Here is an 18,373-nt window from a genome sequence, read left to right on the forward strand (position 1 = left end):
GGCGCCGCGGACCGCGCCGGCTGCGGCCGCATCGACGCCGCCGGCGGCCCGTGCCGCGCTGCGGCGCGCCTGCCTCGCCGCGGCGCGGGCCGGCGACCTGCGCGGCGCCGAGGCCGCGCTGCTGGCCTGGGCGCGCAGCGAACAGCCCGGGCTGCACCGCGCCGACGCGCTTGCCGAGCGGCTGGGCGATCCCGCGCAGCGTGCGGCGTGGGGCGCGCTGCTGCGTGCTCGCTATGCCGGCGCGTCCGCCGACGGCGTCGGTGTGCGGCTGGCGGCGGCGTTCGCCGCAGGTTTCGTCTGGGCGCCGCGGACGGAAGCGGACGTGCGCGCCGACGCGCCGCTGCCGCCGCTGTATCCGGGCAGCCGCGCCTGAAGCGTGCCGTGCATCAGTCCGCCAGTGCGATGCCGAGCGCCTCGGCCGCGTCGCGGCAGGTCGCCGCCATCGCTGCGCCGAAGCAGCACAGCAGCACGCGCGGCGCGGCAGCATCGTCGGCCAGCGCGCCGCGCAGGGTGGCGAGCGCGACGCGCGCGGCGGCATCGGCCGGGTAGCCGTACACGCCGCAGCTGATCGCCGGGAAGGCCACGCTGGCCGCGCGCTGCGCGCGCGCCAGCGCCAGGCTCGCACGGTAGCACGCGGCGAGCAGCCCGGCTTCGCCGTGCGCGCCGCCCTGCCAGACCGGACCGACGGTATGGATCACCCAGCGCGCGCGCAGGCGGAAGCCGGGCGTCAGCCGCGCCGTGCCGGTGGGGCAGCGCACGCCCGGGCGCAGCTCGGGCAGCGCGCGGCAGGCGGCCAGCAGCTCCGGGCCGGCGGCGCGGTGGATCGCGCCGTCGACCCCGCCGCCGCCGAGCAGGGTTTCGTTGGCGGCGTTGACGATGGCGTCGACGTCGAGGGTGGTGATGTCGGCCTGGACGATTTCGACATGCATGGAACGGCGCCTCGCGCGGCGGCGGCGGGGTCGGGTCGTTGCCAGGCTCGCGATCCATCGCTCGCCAGGCGACCCGGCCTTCGGCATCCTGCCTCCGGCCCTGGCCGCAGTGCCGAAGGATACGCCACCGCCGGTGGTGCGCCGGCGCGCGGCCCCCTAAGATCGCCGCATGCCCAACCGCAGCGACATCTCCTTCGGCTACCTGATCAACGACGTCACGCGCCTGTTTCGCAAGCACTTCGACCGGCGCGCGACGCGCTTCGGGCTGACCCGCGCACAGTGGCGCGCGGTCAAGCGCCTGCACGTCTGCGAGGGCATCACCCAGGCCGAGCTGGCCGAGATCCTGGAGATGGAGCCGATCGCGATCGGCCGGGTGATCGACCGCCTGCAGGCCGGCGGCTTCGTCGAGCGCCGCGCCGATCCCGCCGACCGCCGCCTGTGGCGGCTGCACCTCACCGCGCGCGCGCGCGCCGTTGCCGCCGACATGGAGGAGATCTCGCGCGGCCTGCGCACGGACGCCACGCGCGACATTCCCGGTGCCGACGTCGAGAAGTGCGTCGAGGTGCTCGAGCGCATGAAGGAAAACCTGCAGGCGCTGGACGTCCGCGAGCCCTGACGCGCGCCTGCGGCGCTGGCGGTGCGACCCCGCGCGCCCGGATAATCGGCGCATGACTTCCCACGATTCCGCACCGGCGATCGACTGCGGCGCGTGCCGGCTGCGCCCCTGGCGCGAGGACGACGCCGCGGCGCTGGTGCCGCTGGCCGACGACGCCGAGGTGTCGCGCGGCCTGGCCGACCGCTTTCCGTATCCGTACACGGACGCGGACGCGCGCACTTTCTTGCGCATGGCGATCGCGCGCCCGCGCGAGTTCTTCGCGGTGGAGGTGGGCGGCGCGCTGGCCGGCGGCTTCGGCATCCGCCCCGGCGAGGACGTGTACCGGCTCAACGCCACGCTGGGCTACTGGCTGGGCCGCGCCTGGTGGGGGCGCGGGCTGATGAGCGCCGCGCTGCGCGGCTATACCGAGTACGCGTTCCGCGCGTTCGGCTACCAGCGCCTGCAGGCGATGGTCAACGTCAACAACCCGGCATCGGCGCGCGTGCTGCAGAAGTGCGGCTACCTGCTGGAAGGCACGCTGCGCCGCGCGGCGTACAAGCGCGGCGCGCTGGTCGACGTGTGGATCTACGCGCGGCTGCGCGACGGGGCGGCGCCGTGAACCGGCGGCCGCCGCGCGGTGCGTCCGGCGGTCGCGACGCGGCGCGGCCGCGCCCGGCATCGCCGTCGCGCGCCCCCGCGCGCGTCGAGGAGCAGCGCCGGTTCGGCCTGAATTCCAGCCGCGCCGCGTTCGCGCACCGTCCGCAGGACCTGCGCAAGGTATGGCTCAGCGAGGTGCGCATCGCCGCGCTGAAGCCGGTGCTGGCGTGGTGCGTGAAGCATCGCCTCGGCTATCGCGTGGTCGACGACACCGAGCTGGCGCGCATCACCGGCACGCAGCACCACGAGGGCGTGTGCTTCGCCATGCGCGCGGCGCAGGCGCCGCGTCTCGCCGAGCTGCTGCGCGCGCTGCCGCCGGGGCCGGCGCTGGTCGCGCTGCTCGACGGCGTCGGCAACCCGCACAACCTCGGCGCGCTGCTGCGCAGCGGCGCGCACTTCGGGCTGGCCGCGGTGGTCGTGCCGGCGGCGTCGACGCTGACGCTCTCCGGCGCCGCCGCGCGCGTCGCCGAAGGCGGCGCGGAAGTGGTGCCGCTGCTGCGCGCGGGGCAAGATGAGGACGTCGTCGCCGCGCTGCGTGCGGCCGGCTTCGCGCTGGCGGCGACGGTGCCGCGCGACGGCGTGGCGCTGTTCGATGCCGCGCTGCCCGCGCGCACGGCGCTGGTGTTCGGCGCCGAGGAAACCGGCATCGGCGAGGCGCTGCTGGCCGCGGCCGACCTGCGCCTGACCATTCCCGGCACCGGCGCGGTGGAGAGCCTCAACATCGCCGCCAGTGCGGCGGTGTGCTTTGCCGAGTGGCGGCGGCGGCATCCCGTGCCGCCGCAAGGGCGACCCGCGTAGGGCGGAATCGCCGCGCAGCGGCGCTTCCGCCGGTTGCGTGCGCCCGCCGGCCGGCGGCGGCGGAAGCCGCTGCGCGGATTCCGGCCCGCGAAATCTCCGGTTCAGTCGCCGGCGCCGTCGTGGGCGAATGCGCCCGGGGCGGAGCCGAAGTCGCCCTTGGCCTGCGCGGCCATGTAGGCGAACGCGGCGTAGACGGCGACGTTCTGGTTGAGTTCGTCGCGGTCGATCTTGTCGAGCGTGTCGTTGCCGGTGTGGTGCCAGTCGAAGTAGCGGGTGCCGTCCTGGGTCAGCGACAGCGCGGCCATGCCCTTGGCGTGCATCTGCGAGAGATCCGAACCGCCGCCGCCCGGGCGCTGCGCGTCGTAGGCGACGCCGATCGGCGCCAGCACGTCCGCGATCTGCTGGATCGCGCCGCGCGCTTCCGGCTTGACGCTGGCGCTCATGCGCCAGACCTTGCCGGCGCCGAAATCGGACTCGCTGCCGAGCTGGTGCTTGCCGACCTGCTTGGCGTGCGCCTCGGCGTAGGCGCGGCCGCCGAACAGGCCCTGCTCCTCGTTGGCGAAGGCGATCACGCGGATGGTGCGGTCGGGACGCTGCGGCAGTTCGCCGATCAGGTGGCCGGCAGCCATGGCGATGGCGACGCCGGCGGCGTCGTCGATCGCACCGGTGCCCGGATCCCAGGAGTCGAGGTGGCCGCCGATCGCGACGACCTGCCCGGGGTGCCGGCGGCCGGTGATCTCGCCGATGACGTTGGCCGAGGTGTAGGTGCCGTCCATGCCGCAGTCGAGGTCGAGCTTCAGTTGGACCGGCTTGCCGCGCGCGGCCATGTGCTCGAGCAGGTCGGCGTCGGGCGCGGACAGCGCGGCGGCGGGAATGCGCGGGCCGTCGGCCTCCCACTGCGTCACGCCGGTGTGCGGCGTGCGGTTGGAGTCGGTGCCGGCCGAGCGCAGCAGGAACGCTGCGGCGCCCAGCTTCGCCGCCAGCGCGGGGCCGTGCGTGCGCACCGTCGAGCCCATGCCGTAGTCGTGGCCGTCCTGGTGCGGCTGCATGCGGAACCCGACGTAGACGATCTTGCCGCGCACGGCGTCGCCGGCAGCCTTCAGCGCGTCCAGCGTCGGGAACAGCATCACCTCGCCGGTGAGGCCGCCGGCCGGCGTGCCCGGCGAATAACCGAGTGCGGTCACCGCCAGCGGCTGCGGGAACGGCGCGACGATCGCCGCGTGCTCGCTGCGGCGCACCCACTTCGGGAAGGTCACCGGCTCGGTGTAGACCTTGTCGAAGCCGAGCGCCTTGAACTTGGCGATCGCCCATTCGCGCGCGCGCAGGTCGTTGTCGCTGCCGGCCAGGCGCGGGCCGACCTCGGTGGTCAGCGATTCGGTGACGTTCCAGGCGGTGTCGTCGTGCAGCGCGCGGTCGCGCAGCGCGGTCGCGGTGCTCACCGCGGCGTCGGGAATGCGCGTGGGCGCCGCGGCGGCAGCCGCGGCGGCGACGAAAGCGCAGACGAGCGCGAGCGAAGACGGAACCAGGCGCGACATGCGGCAACCTCCTCGGCAAAGCCGGGATTATGCCGTCGCCGCCGCCGGCGGCTCTGGGCCGGAGGTCACGCCCGGCGCGGGCCGGGCGCGCATCGTCAGCGCGGCTGCTTCAGCAGGTCGCGGATCTCGGTGAGCAGCTGCACGTCCGCGGGCGGCGCCGCCGGCGCGGCTTCCTGCTTCCTGGCCATGCGGTTCATCAGCTTGATCACCAGGAAGATCGCGAAGGCGATGATGACGAAGCTGATCACGGTGTTGACGAACGCGCCCCACTGGATCGCGACCTCGCCCTTGCCGTCGGCGCCGGCCGCCTTCAGCACGGTCTTGATGCTGGAGAAGTCGATGCCGCCGATCAGCAGGCCGATCGGCGGCATGATGATCTGCTCGACCAGCGACGAAACGATCTTGCCGAACGCGGCGCCGATCACGATGCCGGTCGCCATGTCGACGACGTTGCCGCGCATCGCGAACTGTCTGAACTCGCTCAACATGCCCATCGTGGTCCCTCCCCGGGTGCGTGCGACGAATCCCCCTTGCCGCGGTCCGGCTGCGGTCGCGGCGCGCCCACTTTAGCGCGGCCGCGCGGCGCTGGCGCAACGGCTCAGACGATGCGGCCTTCCAGCACGGCGACGCCGGCCAGCTCGGCGCGGAAGCGGTCGCCGCGCGCCAGCGCCGCGACGCCGGCGGGGGTGCCGGTGAAGATCAGGTCGCCGGCTTTCAGCTCGAACAGTTTCGACAGCTCGGCGACGATCTCGGGCACCGCGAACACCATGTCGGCGATGTCGGCGTCCTGCCGCACGCTACCGTTCACCTCGAGCGTGAGGCGCGCGCGCGCCGGATGGCCGATCTCCGTGGCGCGGCGCAGCGGCGACACCGGCGCGGAATGGTCGAACGCCTTGGCCACGTCCCACGGCAGGCTCCTGGCCTTGGCGACGGCCTGCAGGTCGCGGCGCGTCAGGTCGAGGCCGACGCCGTAGCCGAAGACGAGGTCCAGCGCGCGCCCGGCCGGCACGTCGCGACCGCCGGCGGCCAGCGCCACCACCATCTCGACCTCGTGGTGCAGGTCGGCGGTGGCGGACGGATAGGGCACGTCGGCGCCGTCGCCGACCACGCCGTCGGCCGGCTTGCAGAAGAACACCGGCGCGGCGCGATTGGCGACCTCGGCACCCATCTCGCGCGCGTGTTCGGCGTAGTTGCGGCCGATGCAGAACACGCGGCGCAGCGGAAAGCGCGCGCTGCTGCCGGCGATCGGCAGGCTGGGGGCGATGGGTGGAGCGAACACGTAGTCCATGGGCGTTCCGGCAGGCAACGGGGCAGCGGCAAGCTTAGCAGCGCGCCGGTGACAGCCGTCATCCGCGCGGCCTGACGGCAAGGGCTGGGCCGTCGCGCGCGCTTGCGGCAGGCTATGCCACACTGTCGGGACAGCAGCGGCCGAGGAAGGCGACGACGTGGACAACGGCGATCTGCTCAAGGAACTGCGCATCGACCGCACGCAGCGCGACGATGGCGCAGCGCACCGCGCGCGCTGGCCGTGGATCGCCGCGGCCGCGGCGCTGGCGCTGGTCGCCGCGGTCGGCGCCGCGCTGCTGCTGCGTGGCCGCGCCGTCGCGGTGGACGCGGTCACCGCGGTCGCGCCCGCGTCCGGTGCCGGCGCGGCGGCGGTGCTCGACGCCACCGGCTACGTCACCGCGCGCCGCCAGGCCACGGTGTCCGCGCAGATCACCGGCACGCTCACCGAGGTGCTGATCGAGGAAGGCGACCGCGTCAAGGCCGGGCAGGTGCTGGCGCGCCTCGACGACACCGCGCAGCGCGCCAACCTCGCCACCGCCGAGGCCGGCCTCGCCGCGGCGCAGGCGCTGCTCGGCCAGTACCAGGCGCAGCTCGCGCAGGCGCGTCGCGATCTCGTGCGCCAGCAGGACCTGATCGGGCGCAAGCTCACCTCGCAGCAGGCGCTGGAGAACGCGCGCACGCAGGTGGAGACGCTCACCGCGCAGCTCGCCGCGCAGCGCGGGCAGATCGAGCTGGCGCGTGCGCAGGTGCGCGGCGCGCAGGTGCAGCTCGACTACACCGTGGTGCGCGCGCCGTTCGCCGGCGTCGTCACCGACAAGGCCGCGCAGGTCGGCGAGATCGTCTCGCCGCTATCGGCCGGCGGCGGCTTCACCCGCACCGGCGTCGGCACCATCGTCGACATGGATTCGCTGGAGATCGAGGTGGACGTCAACGAGGCCTACATCGGCCGCGTCAAGGCCGGCCAGCCGGTGGCCGCCGTGCTGGACGCCTATCCCGACTGGAAGATCCCGGCTGAGGTGATCGCGATCATCCCCGCCGCCGACCGCAGCAAGGCCACGGTCAAGGTGCGCATCGCGCTGAAGGCGAAGGATCCGCGCATCGTGCCGGACATGGGCGTGAAGGTGTCGTTCCTGGAGGAGCCGTCCGCGCGCGGCGCGACCGCGCAGGCGCCGGCCGGCGTGCTGGTGCCGGCCTCCGCGCTGGTGCAGCGCGACGGCCGCGACGTGGTGTTCGTGATCGACGGCGAGCGCGCGCGCCGGCGCGCGGTCACGCCGGGCCAGGCATTCGCCGACATGCGCCAGATCACCGGCGGCCTGGATGTGGGCGAGAGGGTCGTGCGCGCGCCGCCGGCGGAGCTGGCCGACGGCGCGCGCATCGCGGTGCCGCCGCGGCCTTAGGGCGGGCCTCCGCCCGCCCCCGCAGCCGGCGGGCACGCAGACGTATCGGCATCGACGGCGGGTCGGGACCCGCCCTACGCAAAGAGGCAAGGCGATGACTACGCTGGTCGAGATCCGCGACGTCAGCAAGGTGTACGAACGCGGCAAGCAGAAGGTCGAGGTGCTGCACCACGTCAACCTGGACATCGCGCAGGGCGACTTCCTCGCGCTGATGGGGCCGTCCGGTTCGGGCAAGACCACGCTGCTCAACCTGATCGGCGGGCTGGACTCGCCGAGCGGCGGCAGCATCGCCGTGGCCGGCCAGCGCATCGATCGCATGGGCGGTGGCGACCTGGCCAGGTGGCGCGCGTCCAACGTCGGCTTCGTGTTCCAGTTCTACAACCTGATGCCGACGCTGAGCGCGCAGCGCAACGTCGAGCTGCCGCTGCTGCTGACCCGGCTCGGCGCCGCGCAGCGCAGGCGCAACGCCGGCATCGCGCTGAAGCTGGTCGGCCTCGAGGATCGCGCGACGCACAAGCCGGGCGAGCTGTCCGGCGGCCAGCAGCAGCGCGTGTCGATCGCGCGCGCGATCGTGTCCGATCCGGTGCTGCTGATCTGCGACGAGCCGACCGGCGACCTCGACCGCCAGTCCGCCGAGGAGATCCTGACCCTGCTGCAGCGGCTCAACCGCGAGCACGGCAAGACCATCGTCATGGTCACCCACGATCCCAAGGCGGCCGAGTATGCCGGCCATACGCTGCACCTCGACAAGGGCACGCTGGTCGAGCAGTCCGCGCATGCGTGACGCCTCGAACGGCATCGCGCGCGGTCCGCGCGGGCGCGGCAGGCGCGCCGGGCGGCGGCGCGCCGCGGAGCGTCGCCGCGTGCGACGGAACCTGCGGAGGACGGAGCGATGAAATACTTCCACCTGGTCTGGGCGGCGCTGTTCCGGCGCAAGACCCGCACCGTGTTCACCCTGTTCTCGGTGCTGGCGGCGTTCCTGCTGTTCGGGCTGCTGGATTCCGTGCGCACGGCGTTCGCCGAGGCCGGCAGCAGCGTGGCCGGCGTCGACCGCATGGTCACCATCTCCAAGATCAGCTTCACCGTGCAGTTGCCGAAGAGCCTGCTGCCGCGCATCCAGGCGGTGCCGGGGGTGAAGGAGGTCGCCTACGCCAACTGGTTCGGCGGGATCTATCAGGATCCGAAGAACTTCTTCGCGAACGAGGCGGTCAGCGAGAACTTCTTCGACGTGTTCGCCGAGTTCGAGATGCCGCCGCAGCAGCGCGAGGCGTTCCGCAACACGCGCACCGGCGCGGTCGTCGGCGCCGAGCTGGCGAAGAAGTTCGGCTGGAAGATCGGCGACAAGATCCCGCTGCAGGCGACCATCTTTCCGCAGAAGGACGGCAGCAACACCTGGACCTTCGACCTGGTCGGCATCTATCGCGCGTCGGATCCGAAGCAGAAGAGCCAGGAGAACGCCCTGTTCTTCAACTGGAACTACTTCGACGAGGCGCGCAGGTTCGGGCGCGGCAATGTCGGCTGGTACATCGAGAAGCTGGCCGACCGCGACCAGGCCGACCGCGTGGCCGCGGCGATCGACGCGCTTTCGGCGAATTCCGACCACGAGACCAAGACGCAGAGCGAGCAGGCGTTCCAGGTCGCCTTCGTCAAGCAGTTCGCCGACATCGGCCTGATCGTCGGCGCGATCATGGGCGCGGTGTTCTTCACCCTGATCCTGCTCACCGGCAACACCATGGCGCAGGCGGTGCGCGAGCGCATTCCCGAACTCGCCGTGCTGAAGACCATCGGCTTTTCCAACCGCAGCGTGCTCGGGCTGGTGCTGGCCGAATCGGTGCTGCTGATCCTGCTCGGCGGGCTGCTCGGGCTGGCGATCGCCGCGGTGGTCGTCGGCGCTCTGAAGGCGGCGCTCGGCAGCACCATCCCGATGGCGTCGGTGGGCGCGACGATCTGGCTGCGCGGCGTGCTGCTGATGGTCGCGATCGGCGTGGTGGTCGGCGCGCTGCCGGCGCTGCGCGGCATGCGGTTGCGCATCGTCGATGCGCTGGCCGGCCGTTGAGGAGGACGACGATGCGATTCCTGACCGGATTGGCGATGCTGGCGGCGGCGGTGTTCGGCGTGGCCGCGCTGGCGCTGATGCCGTGGTGGGCGCTGCTGGCGCTGGCGCTGGCGTTCGTCGCCTGGATGGTGTTCTCGCGGCGCGGCAGCCAGGCGTGGTCGGTGACCTGGGTGGGCCTGTCCACGTTGCCGCAGCGGCTCGGCTCCTCGTCGGTGGTGGTGGTCGGCATCGCCGGCGTGGTCGGCGTGCTGGTCGCGCTGCTGGCGATGGGCGAAGGCTTCCAGGCGACGCTGAAGCAGACCGGCAGCGACGACACCGCGATCGTGATGCGCGCCGGCGCGCAGGCCGAGCTGAACTCGGTGCTCGATCACGACAGCGCGACGCTGATCGCCCAGGCGCCCGGCGTGCTGAAGGACAAGGACGGCCGGCCGATCGCGTCGCCGGAGCTGGTCGTGGTGGCCTCGCTGCCGAAGAAGAGCAGCGGCCTCGACGCCAACGTCGAGATCCGCGGCGTCGGCCCCGGCGCGTGGGCGCTGCGCCCGCAGGTGAAGATCGTCGCGGGGCGCGCGTTCAACCGCGGGTTGCGCGAGATGATCGCCGGCAAGGGCGCGCGCGAGCAGTTCGCCGGCCTCGACATCGGCTCCACGCTGCGGCTGAACAACCAGACCTGGACGGTGGTCGGCGCGTTCGACTCCGGCGACGCGCACGACTCCGAGCTGTGGGCGGATGCCGACGTGGTCGCCGCCACCTACCGGCGCGGCAGCAGCGTGACCTCGGTGACCGCGCGCCTGACCGGCGCCGGCGCTTTCGACGCGTTCAAGGCGGCGCTCGCCAGCGATCCGCGCCTGAAGGTGGACGCGCAGACCACGCGCGCCTACTACACCGCGCAGTCGGCCGGCCTGGCCAAGCTGATCCGCATCCTCGGCACCACGGTCGGCGCGATCATGGCGATCGGCGCGATCTTCGGCGCGCTGAACACCATGTACGCGGCGGTGAGCGCGCGTGCGCGCGAGATCGCGACGCTGCGCGCGATCGGCTTCCGCGGCCTGCCGGTGGTGGTGTCGGTGCTGCTGGAGACGATGCTGCTGGCGCTCGCCGGCGGCGTGCTCGGCGCCGCGATCGCCTGGCTGATCTTCGACAACTACACGGTGTCGACGCTCGGCGCCAATTTCAGCCAGGTGGTGTTCGGCTTCAAGGTTTCGCCGGCGCTGCTGTGGAACGGCCTGAAGTGGGCGCTGGCGATGGGCTTCGTCGGCGGCCTGTTCCCGGCGCTGCGCGCCGCGCGCCTGCCGGTGTCGGCGGCGCTGCGCGAACTGTGACGGGCGGGAGGGCGCGCGGCCCGGCCGCCCGCGCTCAGCGCTTCGTCTTGGCCAGCGTGATGATGGCCACGCCGGCCAGGATCACCGCCATGCCGGCGAGGTCGAGCGTGCCGACGCGCTCGCCGAGCAGCAGCACGCCGAACAGCACCGCCACCGGCGGGTTGACGTAGGCGTAGCTGGTGGCCAGCGCCGGGCGCGCCGTGCGCAGCACGTACAGGTAGGCGCTGAAGCCGATGAACGAGCCGGCTACGATCAGGTAGGCCAGCGCCAGCGTTGCGTTCAGGCTCGGATGCGCGGGCAGGCGCTCGCCGGCCAGCAGCGCCATCAGCGTCAGCGCCACGCTGCCGCAGAGCATCTGTGCGGCGACGTTCATCGGGCCCGGCGGCATGTCCTGGCGGCGGCTCCACATCGAGCCGAACGCCCACGCGATCGCCGCCAGCGTCAAGGCGGCGGCGCCCAGCGGCGAGCCCTTCAGGCCGGCGCCGAAATTCAGCACCACCACGCCGAGGAAGCCGATCGCCAGGCCGACCGTCTCGCGGCGGTGCGGCCACTCGCCGTACAGGCCGGCGAACAGCGCCGCGAACAGCGGCACGCTGGCCACCGCGACGGCGGCGATGCCGGACGACACGCTCTGCTCGCCGAAGCACACCAGGCCGTTGCCGAAGCCGAGCAGCAGCGTGCCGGTGATCGCCGCGTTGCGCCACTGCAGCGCGCTCGGCGCCGGCGCGCCGCGCAGGCGCAGCAGCGCGTACAGCAGCGCGCCGGCGATGCCGAAGCGCAGCGCGGCCATCGCGAACGGCGGATAGCTGCCGAGGCCGACGCGGATCGCCAGATAGGTCGAGCCCCACACCACGTACAGCGCCAGCAGCGCCAGCGGCACCAGCACGCGCGGGTTCGACAACGGGCTCGACGCCGCGGAAGCGGCCGGCAGGGTGGTGGAGTCGGTCATGGGCAGGGGAGAGGAGGGGCATCCGCACTCGGATGCGGAGGTCATTTTAGCGTGGAATGGGGCACGCCCATGCCCGGCGCGTGGCGAAACGATTTCCAGCCAGCCTTGAACCGGCCTCAAGGTGCCCGCGGCGCGGCGGCAGCGCGCGCATCGCGTCCGCCTTCCGCCTGCAGCAGTTTGCGCTTGCGCGCCACGCCCCAGCGCCAGCCGCCGAGGCTGCCGTCCTCGCGCACGACGCGATGGCAGGGCACGATCAGCGCGAGGCGGTTGGCGCCGCAGGCGCGGCCGACCGCGCGCGCCGCGCGCGGCGCGCCGATCGCCGCGGCGACTTCGGCGTAGCTGCGCGTCTCGCCGGCGGGAATGCGCGTCAGTGCGTCCCACACGCGCCACTGGAACGCGGTGGCGACGACGTCCAATGGCGGCAGCGCCGGCGCCTCGGCGTCGCTCCAGCCGAGTTCGCGCCCGACCCGCGCGATCGTCGCGGCCAGCCACTCGTCGCGGCCGGCGTCGACGCGCTCGAGCCGCGCGCGCGGGAACTCCGCCTGCAGCGCCGCGACCAGCGCGCGGTCGTTCGCGCCCAGGGTCACCGCGCAGATGCCGCGCGCGGTGGCGGCGACCAGCAGGCGGCCCAGCGGCGTCGCCAGCGTGGTGTAGCGCACCGCCTCGCCCTCGCCGCCGCGGCGGTAGCGCGCCGGCGTCATGCCGAGCAGCCGGCCGGTGTGTTCGTAGACGCGACTGCCGGAGCCGAAGCCGGCGTCGTACACCGCATCGGTGACGCGCGCGCCGCGCTTCAGCGCGCTCTTGAACTCGCCGAAGCGGCGCGCGCGGGCGTATTCCGCCGGCGATACGCCGTAGCGGCGGCGGAAGGCGCGCTGCAGATGGCTGGCGGAGAGGCCGACGGCGGCGGCCAGTCGCGGCAGGCTGGGCGCGTCCGCGGCCTGCTCGAGCAGGCGGCGCGCGCGCTCGAGTGCGGCATCGGTGCGGGGAGCGGGGCGGGCGTTCATGGCGGCATCCTCATGCGGTGCCGCGATGCTAGGGCGCGCGTCGCGCGCCCACCATCCGGATCTTGCGCTCAGCGGCGGCGCTGCGGGTCGCGCACCACCACGAACTCGCCTTCGATGACGTCGCCGCGCGCGCCGGCCTGAGCCTGCGCCTGCGGGCGCATCGGCGCCTGCGGGCGGGAGGTCAGCTGGCGCGCCAGGAACGCGACCGCGCCGACCGCGAGGAAGGCCAGCACGGCGAGCAGGCCGAACGCCAGCAGCGCGCCCAGGATCACCGCGCCGAGCACGGCGAACAGCGCGCGCGCCAGCGGATGGCGGGGGCGACGCAGCGGCGGCAGGACGAAGCGCATGAGGGCAAGCCTCCGTGTGGCAGAATCGAACGCCGACAATGGGGCCTTTTTCATACCGGAGCAAGTGCCGATGGTCGAAACCACGACCGCGGGCCGGCTGTGCCGCCTCGACGACATCCCCGACGGCGGCGCCACCGCGGTCGAGGTCGATTCGCCCAGCGGCGGCTTCAGCCTGATCCTGCTGCGCGACGGCGAGGCCGTGCGCGCGTTCCACAACGAGTGCCCGCACGCCGGGCGCCGCCTCGACTGGGCGCCGGGCAAGTTCCTGCTCAAGGACCGCGTGCTGGTGTGCGCCGCGCACGGCGCCAGCTTCGACGCCGGCAGCGGCGCCTGCCTCGGCGGCCCCTGCCGCGGCGCGTGCCTGGCCGGGTTGCCGGTGCGGGTCGAGGACGGCGAGGTCAAGCTGCGCTGAGCATTCCGCCGGCGCTGCGATTCGCGCAGGGCGCAAGCGTCACGCGGCGGCGACTGCACCGGGTCCGTGCATCCGCGGCGTGGCGCGCGGCGGGGTCCGCCGTGCGGATTCCACCCCGCGGGCTCAATGCCGCCAGTGGAACAGCAGGTTCACCGCGACCAGCATCGTCGCCAGCAGCAGCAGGGTCAGCGGAATGCCGACGCGCGCGAAGTCCTTGGTGCGGTAGCCGCCCGGGCCGGCGACGATCAGCAGCACCGGGCTGGCGCTCGGGATCAGGAAGGTGTTGGACGCCGAGATCGCCACCACCATCGCGTACAGCGCCGGGTTGCCGCCGGAGGCGAGCGCGATGTTGATCGCCATCGGCACCATCATCACGGTCGCGCCGACGTTCGACATCACCTGCGAGAACAGCAGGGTCAGCAGCGCGACGCTGGCCTGCAGCGTCCACTGCGGCATGTCGCCGAGGTAGCGCATGATCTCCTGCGCCAGCCAGGCGGCGGCGCCGGTGGAGTCCATCGACCAGCCCAGCGGGATCAGGCAGGCGGTGATGAACACGGTCTTCCAGTTGATCGCGCGGTAGGCCTCGTCCATGGTCAGCACGCCGGTCAGCAGCATGCCGACCGCGCCGGTCATCAGCGCCACCGCCAGCTTGATGCCGGAGAACAGGCCGAGCCCGAGCGCCAGCGCGAAGAACGCCACCGCGTGCCACAGCTTGGCCGGGCGCTGCTCTTCCTGCGGGATGTCGGTGACCACCACGAAGTCGCGCTCCTCGGCGGCCATCGCCAGGTCGCGCCAGAAGCCGTGCAGCACCAGGGTGTCGCCGGCGCGCAGCGAGATCTTGCGCAGGTCCTCGCGGAACACCTGGTCGCCGCGGTGCACCGCCAGCACCGAGATGCCGTAGCGCTTGCGCAGGCGCAGCTCGCCGATCGGCTGCTTGACGAAGTGCGAGCTGGGCGGCACCACCGCCTCGGAGATGCCCGCGCGCGACGGGTTGAACATGTCGCCGAGCGCGCGCAGTCGCGTCGACATCCGGCAGAGCTGGTTCTGCGCGAACTCGCCGACCTGCTCGCGCGCGCCCAGCACGCCGAGCACGGTGCCGACCCAGATCATCTGGTCGGACGGCGGCGCCAGCCGCGATTCGTTGCCGTTCTTGATCGCCAGGATCAGCGGCGCGCCCTGCAGTTGCTCGGCCTCGCCGATGCTCATGCCGACCAGCGGGCTCTCCGCGGTGACGATCAGCTCCAGCACTTCGCCGGCGATGCCGTAGGTTTCGGCGAAGTAGCTCTCGGTGCGGCCGGGCGTGACCTTCTGCTTGTCGTCGTCGGACGGCAGCAGGCGCGGGCCGACGGTGGCGAAGAACGCCAGGCCCGCCAGCAGCAGGGTGACGCCGACCGGCGTGATCGCGAACAGGCTGAAGGTCTCGATGGTCTGCGCGCCGGGCGGCAGGTTGCGGTTGGCGCTGACGATCAGGTCGTTCAGCAGGATCAGCGGCGAGTTCGAGATCAGCGTGGTGTTGGTGCCGGCCAGGATCATGCACGCCATCGGCAGCAGCAGCCGCTTCAACGGCACGCCGGTGCGCGCGCTGACGCGGCTGACCACCGGCAGGAACAGCGCCGACAGTGCCTGGCTCTGGATGATCGACGACAGGCCGCCGACGATCGCGTTGATCAGCAGCCCGAGCCGCGTCTCGACGCCGCCGGCCAGGCGCAGGATCAGCCCGGCGGTCCTGGACAGCACGCCGGTGCGGTCCAGCCCCGCGCCCATGATCATGATCGCGATCAGCGAGATCACCGCGTTGCCGGCAAAGCCTTCGAACAACTGCTCGGCCGGCATCAGCTGGGTGATGCCGATCGCCACGATCACCAGCAGCGCGACGACGTCCGCGCGGATCCACTCCAGCACCAGCATCAGCACGGTGAACGCCACCAGCCCGAGCACGAGCATCATGTCGGTGGTGAGAGTCAGGCCGGCGGCGTCCATCGGGGCTGTCGTTGTTGTTCCGGCCGGCGCTCAGCGGCGCCCAGGTGCGTTCATGGGGTGCCTCGGGATGCGTGCCGACGGATGCGCGGGAGACGCGCCTCCGTCTCGGGCGTTCCTTGCCGCGCGGCGGATTCGCGTCCTTCAGCCGAAGGAATCGCGCGCAGGCGGCGTTTCGCCGCCGCCTTGTTCAGACCTTTCATAGAGGAGATCCCACACGCCGTGTCCCAGCCGCACGCCGCGGCGCTCGAAGTGAGTCTCGATGCGCCATGCGGGCCGCTCGGCGTAACGGCCCGTCCCCAGGCGATTGCGCCAGCCCGGTGCCGTTTCCAGCACCTCCTGCATGTGCGCGGCATAGTCGGCCCAGTCGGTCGCCAAATGCAAGAGCCCGCCGGGCGCCACGCGCGAGGCCAGCAGGGCGACGAAGCCGGGCTGGATCAGGCGGCGCTTGTGGTGGCGCTTCTTCGGCCACGGATCGGGGAACCAGATGCGCACCTCGGCCAGCGCCCGGGGCGCGATCTCGTGCTCGAGCACCTCGACCGCGTCGTGCTTGTAGATGCGCACGTTGTCGCTGCCCTGCGCGGCCAGCGTGTTCATCAGCCGGCCGACGCCGGGGCCGTGCACCTCGATGCCGATGAAGTCGCGCGCGGGGTCGTGCGCGGCCGCCCAGGCCAGCGCCTCGCCGTTGCCGAAGCCGATTTCCAGCACGCGCGGCGCATGGCGGCCGAACACGGCGTCGAAATCGCGCGGCGCGCCGGCGTAGTCGAGGCCGTAGCGCGCCCAGTGCGCGTCGAACGCGCGCTGCTGCGCCGGGGTGATGCGGCCCTCGCGCAGCACGAAGCTGCGGATGCGGCGCGCGTGGATTTCGGGGCTATCCATGCGGTTGGCGATGCCTGCTTTTCATGAGAAGCGCGGCCGGGGATGGCCGCTGCTTGATTCCCGTGATCAGGGACGATCGCACTGGATGGTCCCTTCGCTCGGGCTGGATGCGGAGGCGTGGCGCTTGCGCGGGATGCGCCCGGCGCGGAACGCGGCGCGGCCGGCTTCGACGGCCAGCTTCATCGCGTGCGCCATCAGCACAGGATCCCGCGCGCCGGCGATCGCGGTGTTCATCAGCACGCCGTCGCAGCCCAGCTCCATGGCGATGGAGGCGTCGGAGGCGGTGCCGACGCCGGCGTCGACCAGCACCGGCACCTTGGCGTTCTCGACGATCTCCAGCAGGTTGTAGCGGTTCTGGATGCCGAGCCCGGAGCCGATCGGCGCGGCCAGCGGCATCACCGCGACGCAGCCGATCTCCTCCAGCCGCTTGGCCAGGATCGGATCGTCGGAGGTGTAGACCATCACCTGGAAGTCGTCGGCGACGAGCTGCTCGGCGGCCTTCAGCGTCTGCACCACGTCCGGGAACAGCGTCTTCGGATCGCCCAGCACCTCCAGCTTGACCAGGCGATGGCCGTCCAGCAGCTCGCGCGCCAGCCGGCAGGTGCGCACCGCGTCCTCGGCGGTGTAGCAGCCGGCGGTGTTGGGCAGGATCGTGTAGTGCGCGGGCGGCAGCACGTCGAGCAGGTTCGGCTGATCCGGATCCTGGCCGATGTTGGTGCGGCGGATCGCCACCGTGACGATCTCCGCGCCGGCGGCCTCGGTGGCGCGGCGGGTTTCATCCAGATCGCGGTACTTGCCGGTGCCGGTGAGCAGGCGCGAGCGGTAGGGGCGCCCGGCGACGATCAGCGGGTCGTCGGTGAGCGGCAGGATCTGGGCGTGCACGGGGACTCCGGAGCGATGCGTGTCGTCGGCTCGGACCCGCTGCTGCGGATGCTGGAGCCGGCCGACGGGTGCCTTCATTCCCGCGCGGGCGGGAATGCCTGTTGCGGTGTCCTGCGCGGCATCGGCGTTCGCGCGCCGCGGCGATAGCCGGCGTGCATCGCCATCCCGCGGCGGCGCGTGCTCAACCGCCGCCGATGGCGTGGACGATCTCGACGCGGTCGTTCTCGGCCAGCACGTACTTGGTGTGCAGGCTGCGCGGAACGATCTCGCGGTTGACCTCCACCGCCACGCGGCGGCTGCCGTAGCCCGCCTCCTCCAGCAGGAGGGCGACGGTGGTGCCGTCCGCGCACTCGCGCACGCTGCCGTTGAGCAGGATCTGCATGCCGCGATTGTAGCCGCTGGCGGCCGCGCCGGCAGCGGCGCGGCGCGCCAGCGTCAGCGCGGGTTGCCGCGGTCGCGGCGGTCGCCGCCATGGTCCTCGTCGCGCGTGCGTTTGCCGTGCGGCTGCGCCGGCGGCGCGTCGCGCGGCTGCGGCGCGGCTGTGGGCGCGCGCGGGGCAGGCTGCGGCGGCGCCTCGTAGCGCTGCGGCTGGCGGAACGTCTCGGCGCGCGGCGCCTGCGGCGGCGGCGCGCGCACCGGCGATGGCGCCTCGACGACGCTGCGCGGTTCGCGGAACGTGTCCGCGCGCGGCGCGGCGGTTCGCGGCGGTTCGCGCCACGCCTCGCTGCGCGGCGGCGTCGGCGCATCGCGCATGACCTCGCGCGGCGCGCGGTAGGCGCGCGGCATGTCCGCGCCGTCGCCGGCCGCATCGCGCGCCATCGGCGCGTCGTCGCGGCGCAGCGGCGGCCGCGACATCGCCTGCTCGCGCAGCGTGTTCGCGCGCTCCGCGCCGCGATCGTCCTGCGCACTCGGCGGGCTGTCCGGCAGGCGGCGCTGCGCCGGCAGGCCGCCGCCGGCCGCGCGCGGCGCGTAGCGCGCCGACGGCAGCTCGCCCTGCCGCTGCGCGTTGTCGCCGTCCGCGCGCGCGTCGCGCGGCGCCGGCGTCCGCACCGGCCCGCGGATCGCTACCGGCGCGCGCGTGTCGCGCAGGTCGTCGCGGCCGCGCTGCGCCGGCGCGTCCGGGCGCGCCAGCACCACGCGCGATGCGTCCGGCGTCGCGCTGCGCGGCGCCTGCACGCGCATCTGCCGCAACTGCGCGCGGTCCAGCGGTGCGCCGCCGTTGCGCTCGATCGCGGCGCGGCGCTCGGCGAACGCCGGCGCCGGCGGCGGCGGCGCTTCGCGCGCCACCACCGGGCGCTGGAACACGTTGCGCGGCGGCAGGCTGCCGCCGCTGACGCGGCCGCGCACGCC

19 protein-coding genes and 2 pseudogenes are annotated in these 18,373 nt (G+C 73.4%); 9 read left to right on the top strand and 12 right to left on the bottom strand.

Features of this window, described 5'->3' with window-relative positions:
• Positions 1 to 373, top strand: a pseudogene (locus ABFC67_RS13760) (protein BatD); the annotation flags it as partial.
• A 13-nt stretch (positions 374 to 386) separates the two neighbouring features.
• Here ABFC67_RS13760 and ABFC67_RS13765 read toward each other — a convergent pair.
• Positions 387 to 929 carry an O-acetyl-ADP-ribose deacetylase gene (locus ABFC67_RS13765; RefSeq protein WP_346738601.1) on the bottom strand — a complete coding sequence of 181 codons (543 nt, stop codon included), beginning with the start codon at positions 927 to 929 and terminating at the stop codon, positions 387 to 389.
• 169 nt (positions 930 to 1,098) lie between these two features.
• Here ABFC67_RS13765 and ABFC67_RS13770 point away from each other — a divergent pair, with 169 nt between their 5' ends.
• The 3 genes from ABFC67_RS13770 to ABFC67_RS13780 are packed head-to-tail and all read left to right on the top strand — an operon-like array spanning position 1,099 to position 2,979.
• Complete coding sequence (locus ABFC67_RS13770) at positions 1,099 to 1,545, top strand: MarR family transcriptional regulator (RefSeq protein ID WP_346738602.1); 447 nt, start codon at positions 1,099 to 1,101, stop codon at positions 1,543 to 1,545.
• A 52-nt stretch (positions 1,546 to 1,597) separates the two neighbouring features.
• A complete protein-coding gene (locus ABFC67_RS13775) occupies positions 1,598 to 2,143 on the top strand; it encodes a GNAT family protein (RefSeq protein ID WP_346738603.1) in 546 nt (181 codons plus the stop codon).
• Positions 2,140 to 2,979, top strand: a complete 840-nt coding sequence (locus tag ABFC67_RS13780; protein ID WP_346738604.1) for a TrmH family RNA methyltransferase — start codon at positions 2,140 to 2,142, stop codon at positions 2,977 to 2,979. Before ABFC67_RS13775 ends, ABFC67_RS13780 begins: the two co-directional genes overlap by 4 nt.
• Positions 2,980 to 3,080: 101 nt before the next feature.
• On the opposite strand, the gene ABFC67_RS13785 is transcribed toward ABFC67_RS13780, so the two are convergent.
• The 3 genes from ABFC67_RS13785 to ABFC67_RS13795 all read right to left on the bottom strand — a co-directional run bounded on the left by ABFC67_RS13785 (position 3,081) and on the right by ABFC67_RS13795 (position 5,802).
• Entirely contained in the window at positions 3,081 to 4,514 is a 1,434-nt protein-coding gene (locus ABFC67_RS13785; protein WP_346738605.1) for a M20/M25/M40 family metallo-hydrolase, read from the bottom strand.
• Positions 4,515 to 4,609: 95 nt separating this feature from the next.
• On the bottom strand, positions 4,610 to 5,008 hold the full coding sequence (gene mscL / locus ABFC67_RS13790; RefSeq protein ID WP_346738606.1) for a large-conductance mechanosensitive channel protein MscL: 399 nt from the start codon (positions 5,006 to 5,008) through the stop codon (positions 4,610 to 4,612).
• A gap of 104 nt (positions 5,009 to 5,112) precedes the next feature.
• Entirely contained in the window at positions 5,113 to 5,802 is a 690-nt protein-coding gene (locus ABFC67_RS13795; RefSeq protein ID WP_346738607.1) for a fumarylacetoacetate hydrolase family protein, read from the bottom strand.
• A 157-nt stretch (positions 5,803 to 5,959) separates the two neighbouring features.
• Between ABFC67_RS13795 and ABFC67_RS13800 the strand changes: the two genes are divergently transcribed.
• The 4 genes from ABFC67_RS13800 (at position 5,960) to ABFC67_RS13815 (ending at position 10,573) form a co-directional block, all read left to right on the top strand.
• Entirely contained in the window at positions 5,960 to 7,198 is a 1,239-nt protein-coding gene (locus ABFC67_RS13800; protein WP_346738608.1) for an efflux RND transporter periplasmic adaptor subunit, read from the top strand.
• A 94-nt stretch (positions 7,199 to 7,292) separates the two neighbouring features.
• Positions 7,293 to 7,982, top strand: a complete 690-nt coding sequence (locus ABFC67_RS13805) for an ABC transporter ATP-binding protein (RefSeq protein ID WP_346738609.1) — start codon at positions 7,293 to 7,295, stop codon at positions 7,980 to 7,982.
• Between the two features lie 108 nt (positions 7,983 to 8,090).
• The gene (locus tag ABFC67_RS13810; RefSeq protein ID WP_346738610.1) at positions 8,091 to 9,254 is read left to right on the top strand and encodes an ABC transporter permease; all 1,164 of its coding nucleotides are present in this window, start codon (positions 8,091 to 8,093) and stop codon (positions 9,252 to 9,254) included.
• Between the two features lie 11 nt (positions 9,255 to 9,265).
• Positions 9,266 to 10,573: an ABC transporter permease gene (locus ABFC67_RS13815; protein ID WP_346738611.1), complete on the top strand. Its 1,308-nt coding sequence runs from the start codon at positions 9,266 to 9,268 to the stop codon at positions 10,571 to 10,573.
• Positions 10,574 to 10,607: 34 nt separating this feature from the next.
• On the opposite strand, the gene yedA is transcribed toward ABFC67_RS13815, so the two are convergent.
• From yedA to ABFC67_RS13830, 3 genes are all read right to left on the bottom strand, one after another.
• Positions 10,608 to 11,522, bottom strand: coding sequence for a drug/metabolite exporter YedA (yedA, locus tag ABFC67_RS13820; protein WP_346738612.1), 915 nt, complete (start codon positions 11,520 to 11,522; stop codon positions 10,608 to 10,610).
• A 116-nt stretch (positions 11,523 to 11,638) separates the two neighbouring features.
• The gene (locus ABFC67_RS13825) at positions 11,639 to 12,526 is read right to left on the bottom strand and encodes a methylated-DNA--[protein]-cysteine S-methyltransferase (RefSeq protein WP_346738613.1); all 888 of its coding nucleotides are present in this window, start codon (positions 12,524 to 12,526) and stop codon (positions 11,639 to 11,641) included.
• A gap of 68 nt (positions 12,527 to 12,594) precedes the next feature.
• Complete coding sequence (locus ABFC67_RS13830; RefSeq protein ID WP_346738614.1) at positions 12,595 to 12,873, bottom strand: hypothetical protein; 279 nt, start codon at positions 12,871 to 12,873, stop codon at positions 12,595 to 12,597.
• A gap of 70 nt (positions 12,874 to 12,943) precedes the next feature.
• Here ABFC67_RS13830 and ABFC67_RS13835 point away from each other — a divergent pair, with 70 nt between their 5' ends.
• The gene (locus ABFC67_RS13835) at positions 12,944 to 13,285 is read left to right on the top strand and encodes a Rieske 2Fe-2S domain-containing protein (RefSeq protein WP_346738615.1); all 342 of its coding nucleotides are present in this window, start codon (positions 12,944 to 12,946) and stop codon (positions 13,283 to 13,285) included.
• Positions 13,286 to 13,408: 123 nt separating this feature from the next.
• On the opposite strand, the gene ABFC67_RS13840 is transcribed toward ABFC67_RS13835, so the two are convergent.
• The 5 genes and pseudogenes from ABFC67_RS13840 to ABFC67_RS13860 form a co-directional block, all read right to left on the bottom strand.
• Positions 13,409 to 15,265 carry an SLC13 family permease gene (locus ABFC67_RS13840; protein ID WP_346738616.1) on the bottom strand — a complete coding sequence of 619 codons (1,857 nt, stop codon included), beginning with the start codon at positions 15,263 to 15,265 and terminating at the stop codon, positions 13,409 to 13,411.
• Positions 15,266 to 15,406: 141 nt separating this feature from the next.
• Entirely contained in the window at positions 15,407 to 16,141 is a 735-nt protein-coding gene (gene trmB / locus ABFC67_RS13845; protein WP_346738617.1) for a tRNA (guanosine(46)-N7)-methyltransferase TrmB, read from the bottom strand.
• A gap of 66 nt (positions 16,142 to 16,207) precedes the next feature.
• The gene (locus tag ABFC67_RS13850) at positions 16,208 to 17,011 is read right to left on the bottom strand and encodes a thiazole synthase (protein ID WP_346738619.1); all 804 of its coding nucleotides are present in this window, start codon (positions 17,009 to 17,011) and stop codon (positions 16,208 to 16,210) included.
• Positions 17,012 to 17,204: 193 nt separating this feature from the next.
• Positions 17,205 to 17,405 carry a sulfur carrier protein ThiS gene (gene thiS, locus ABFC67_RS13855; RefSeq protein ID WP_346738618.1) on the bottom strand — a complete coding sequence of 67 codons (201 nt, stop codon included), beginning with the start codon at positions 17,403 to 17,405 and terminating at the stop codon, positions 17,205 to 17,207.
• A 53-nt stretch (positions 17,406 to 17,458) separates the two neighbouring features.
• Positions 17,459 to 18,373, bottom strand: a pseudogene (locus ABFC67_RS13860) (hypothetical protein); the annotation flags it as partial.

Source organism: Mizugakiibacter sp. (assembly GCF_039680435.1).
Lineage (GTDB): Bacteria > Pseudomonadota > Gammaproteobacteria > Xanthomonadales > Rhodanobacteraceae > Mizugakiibacter.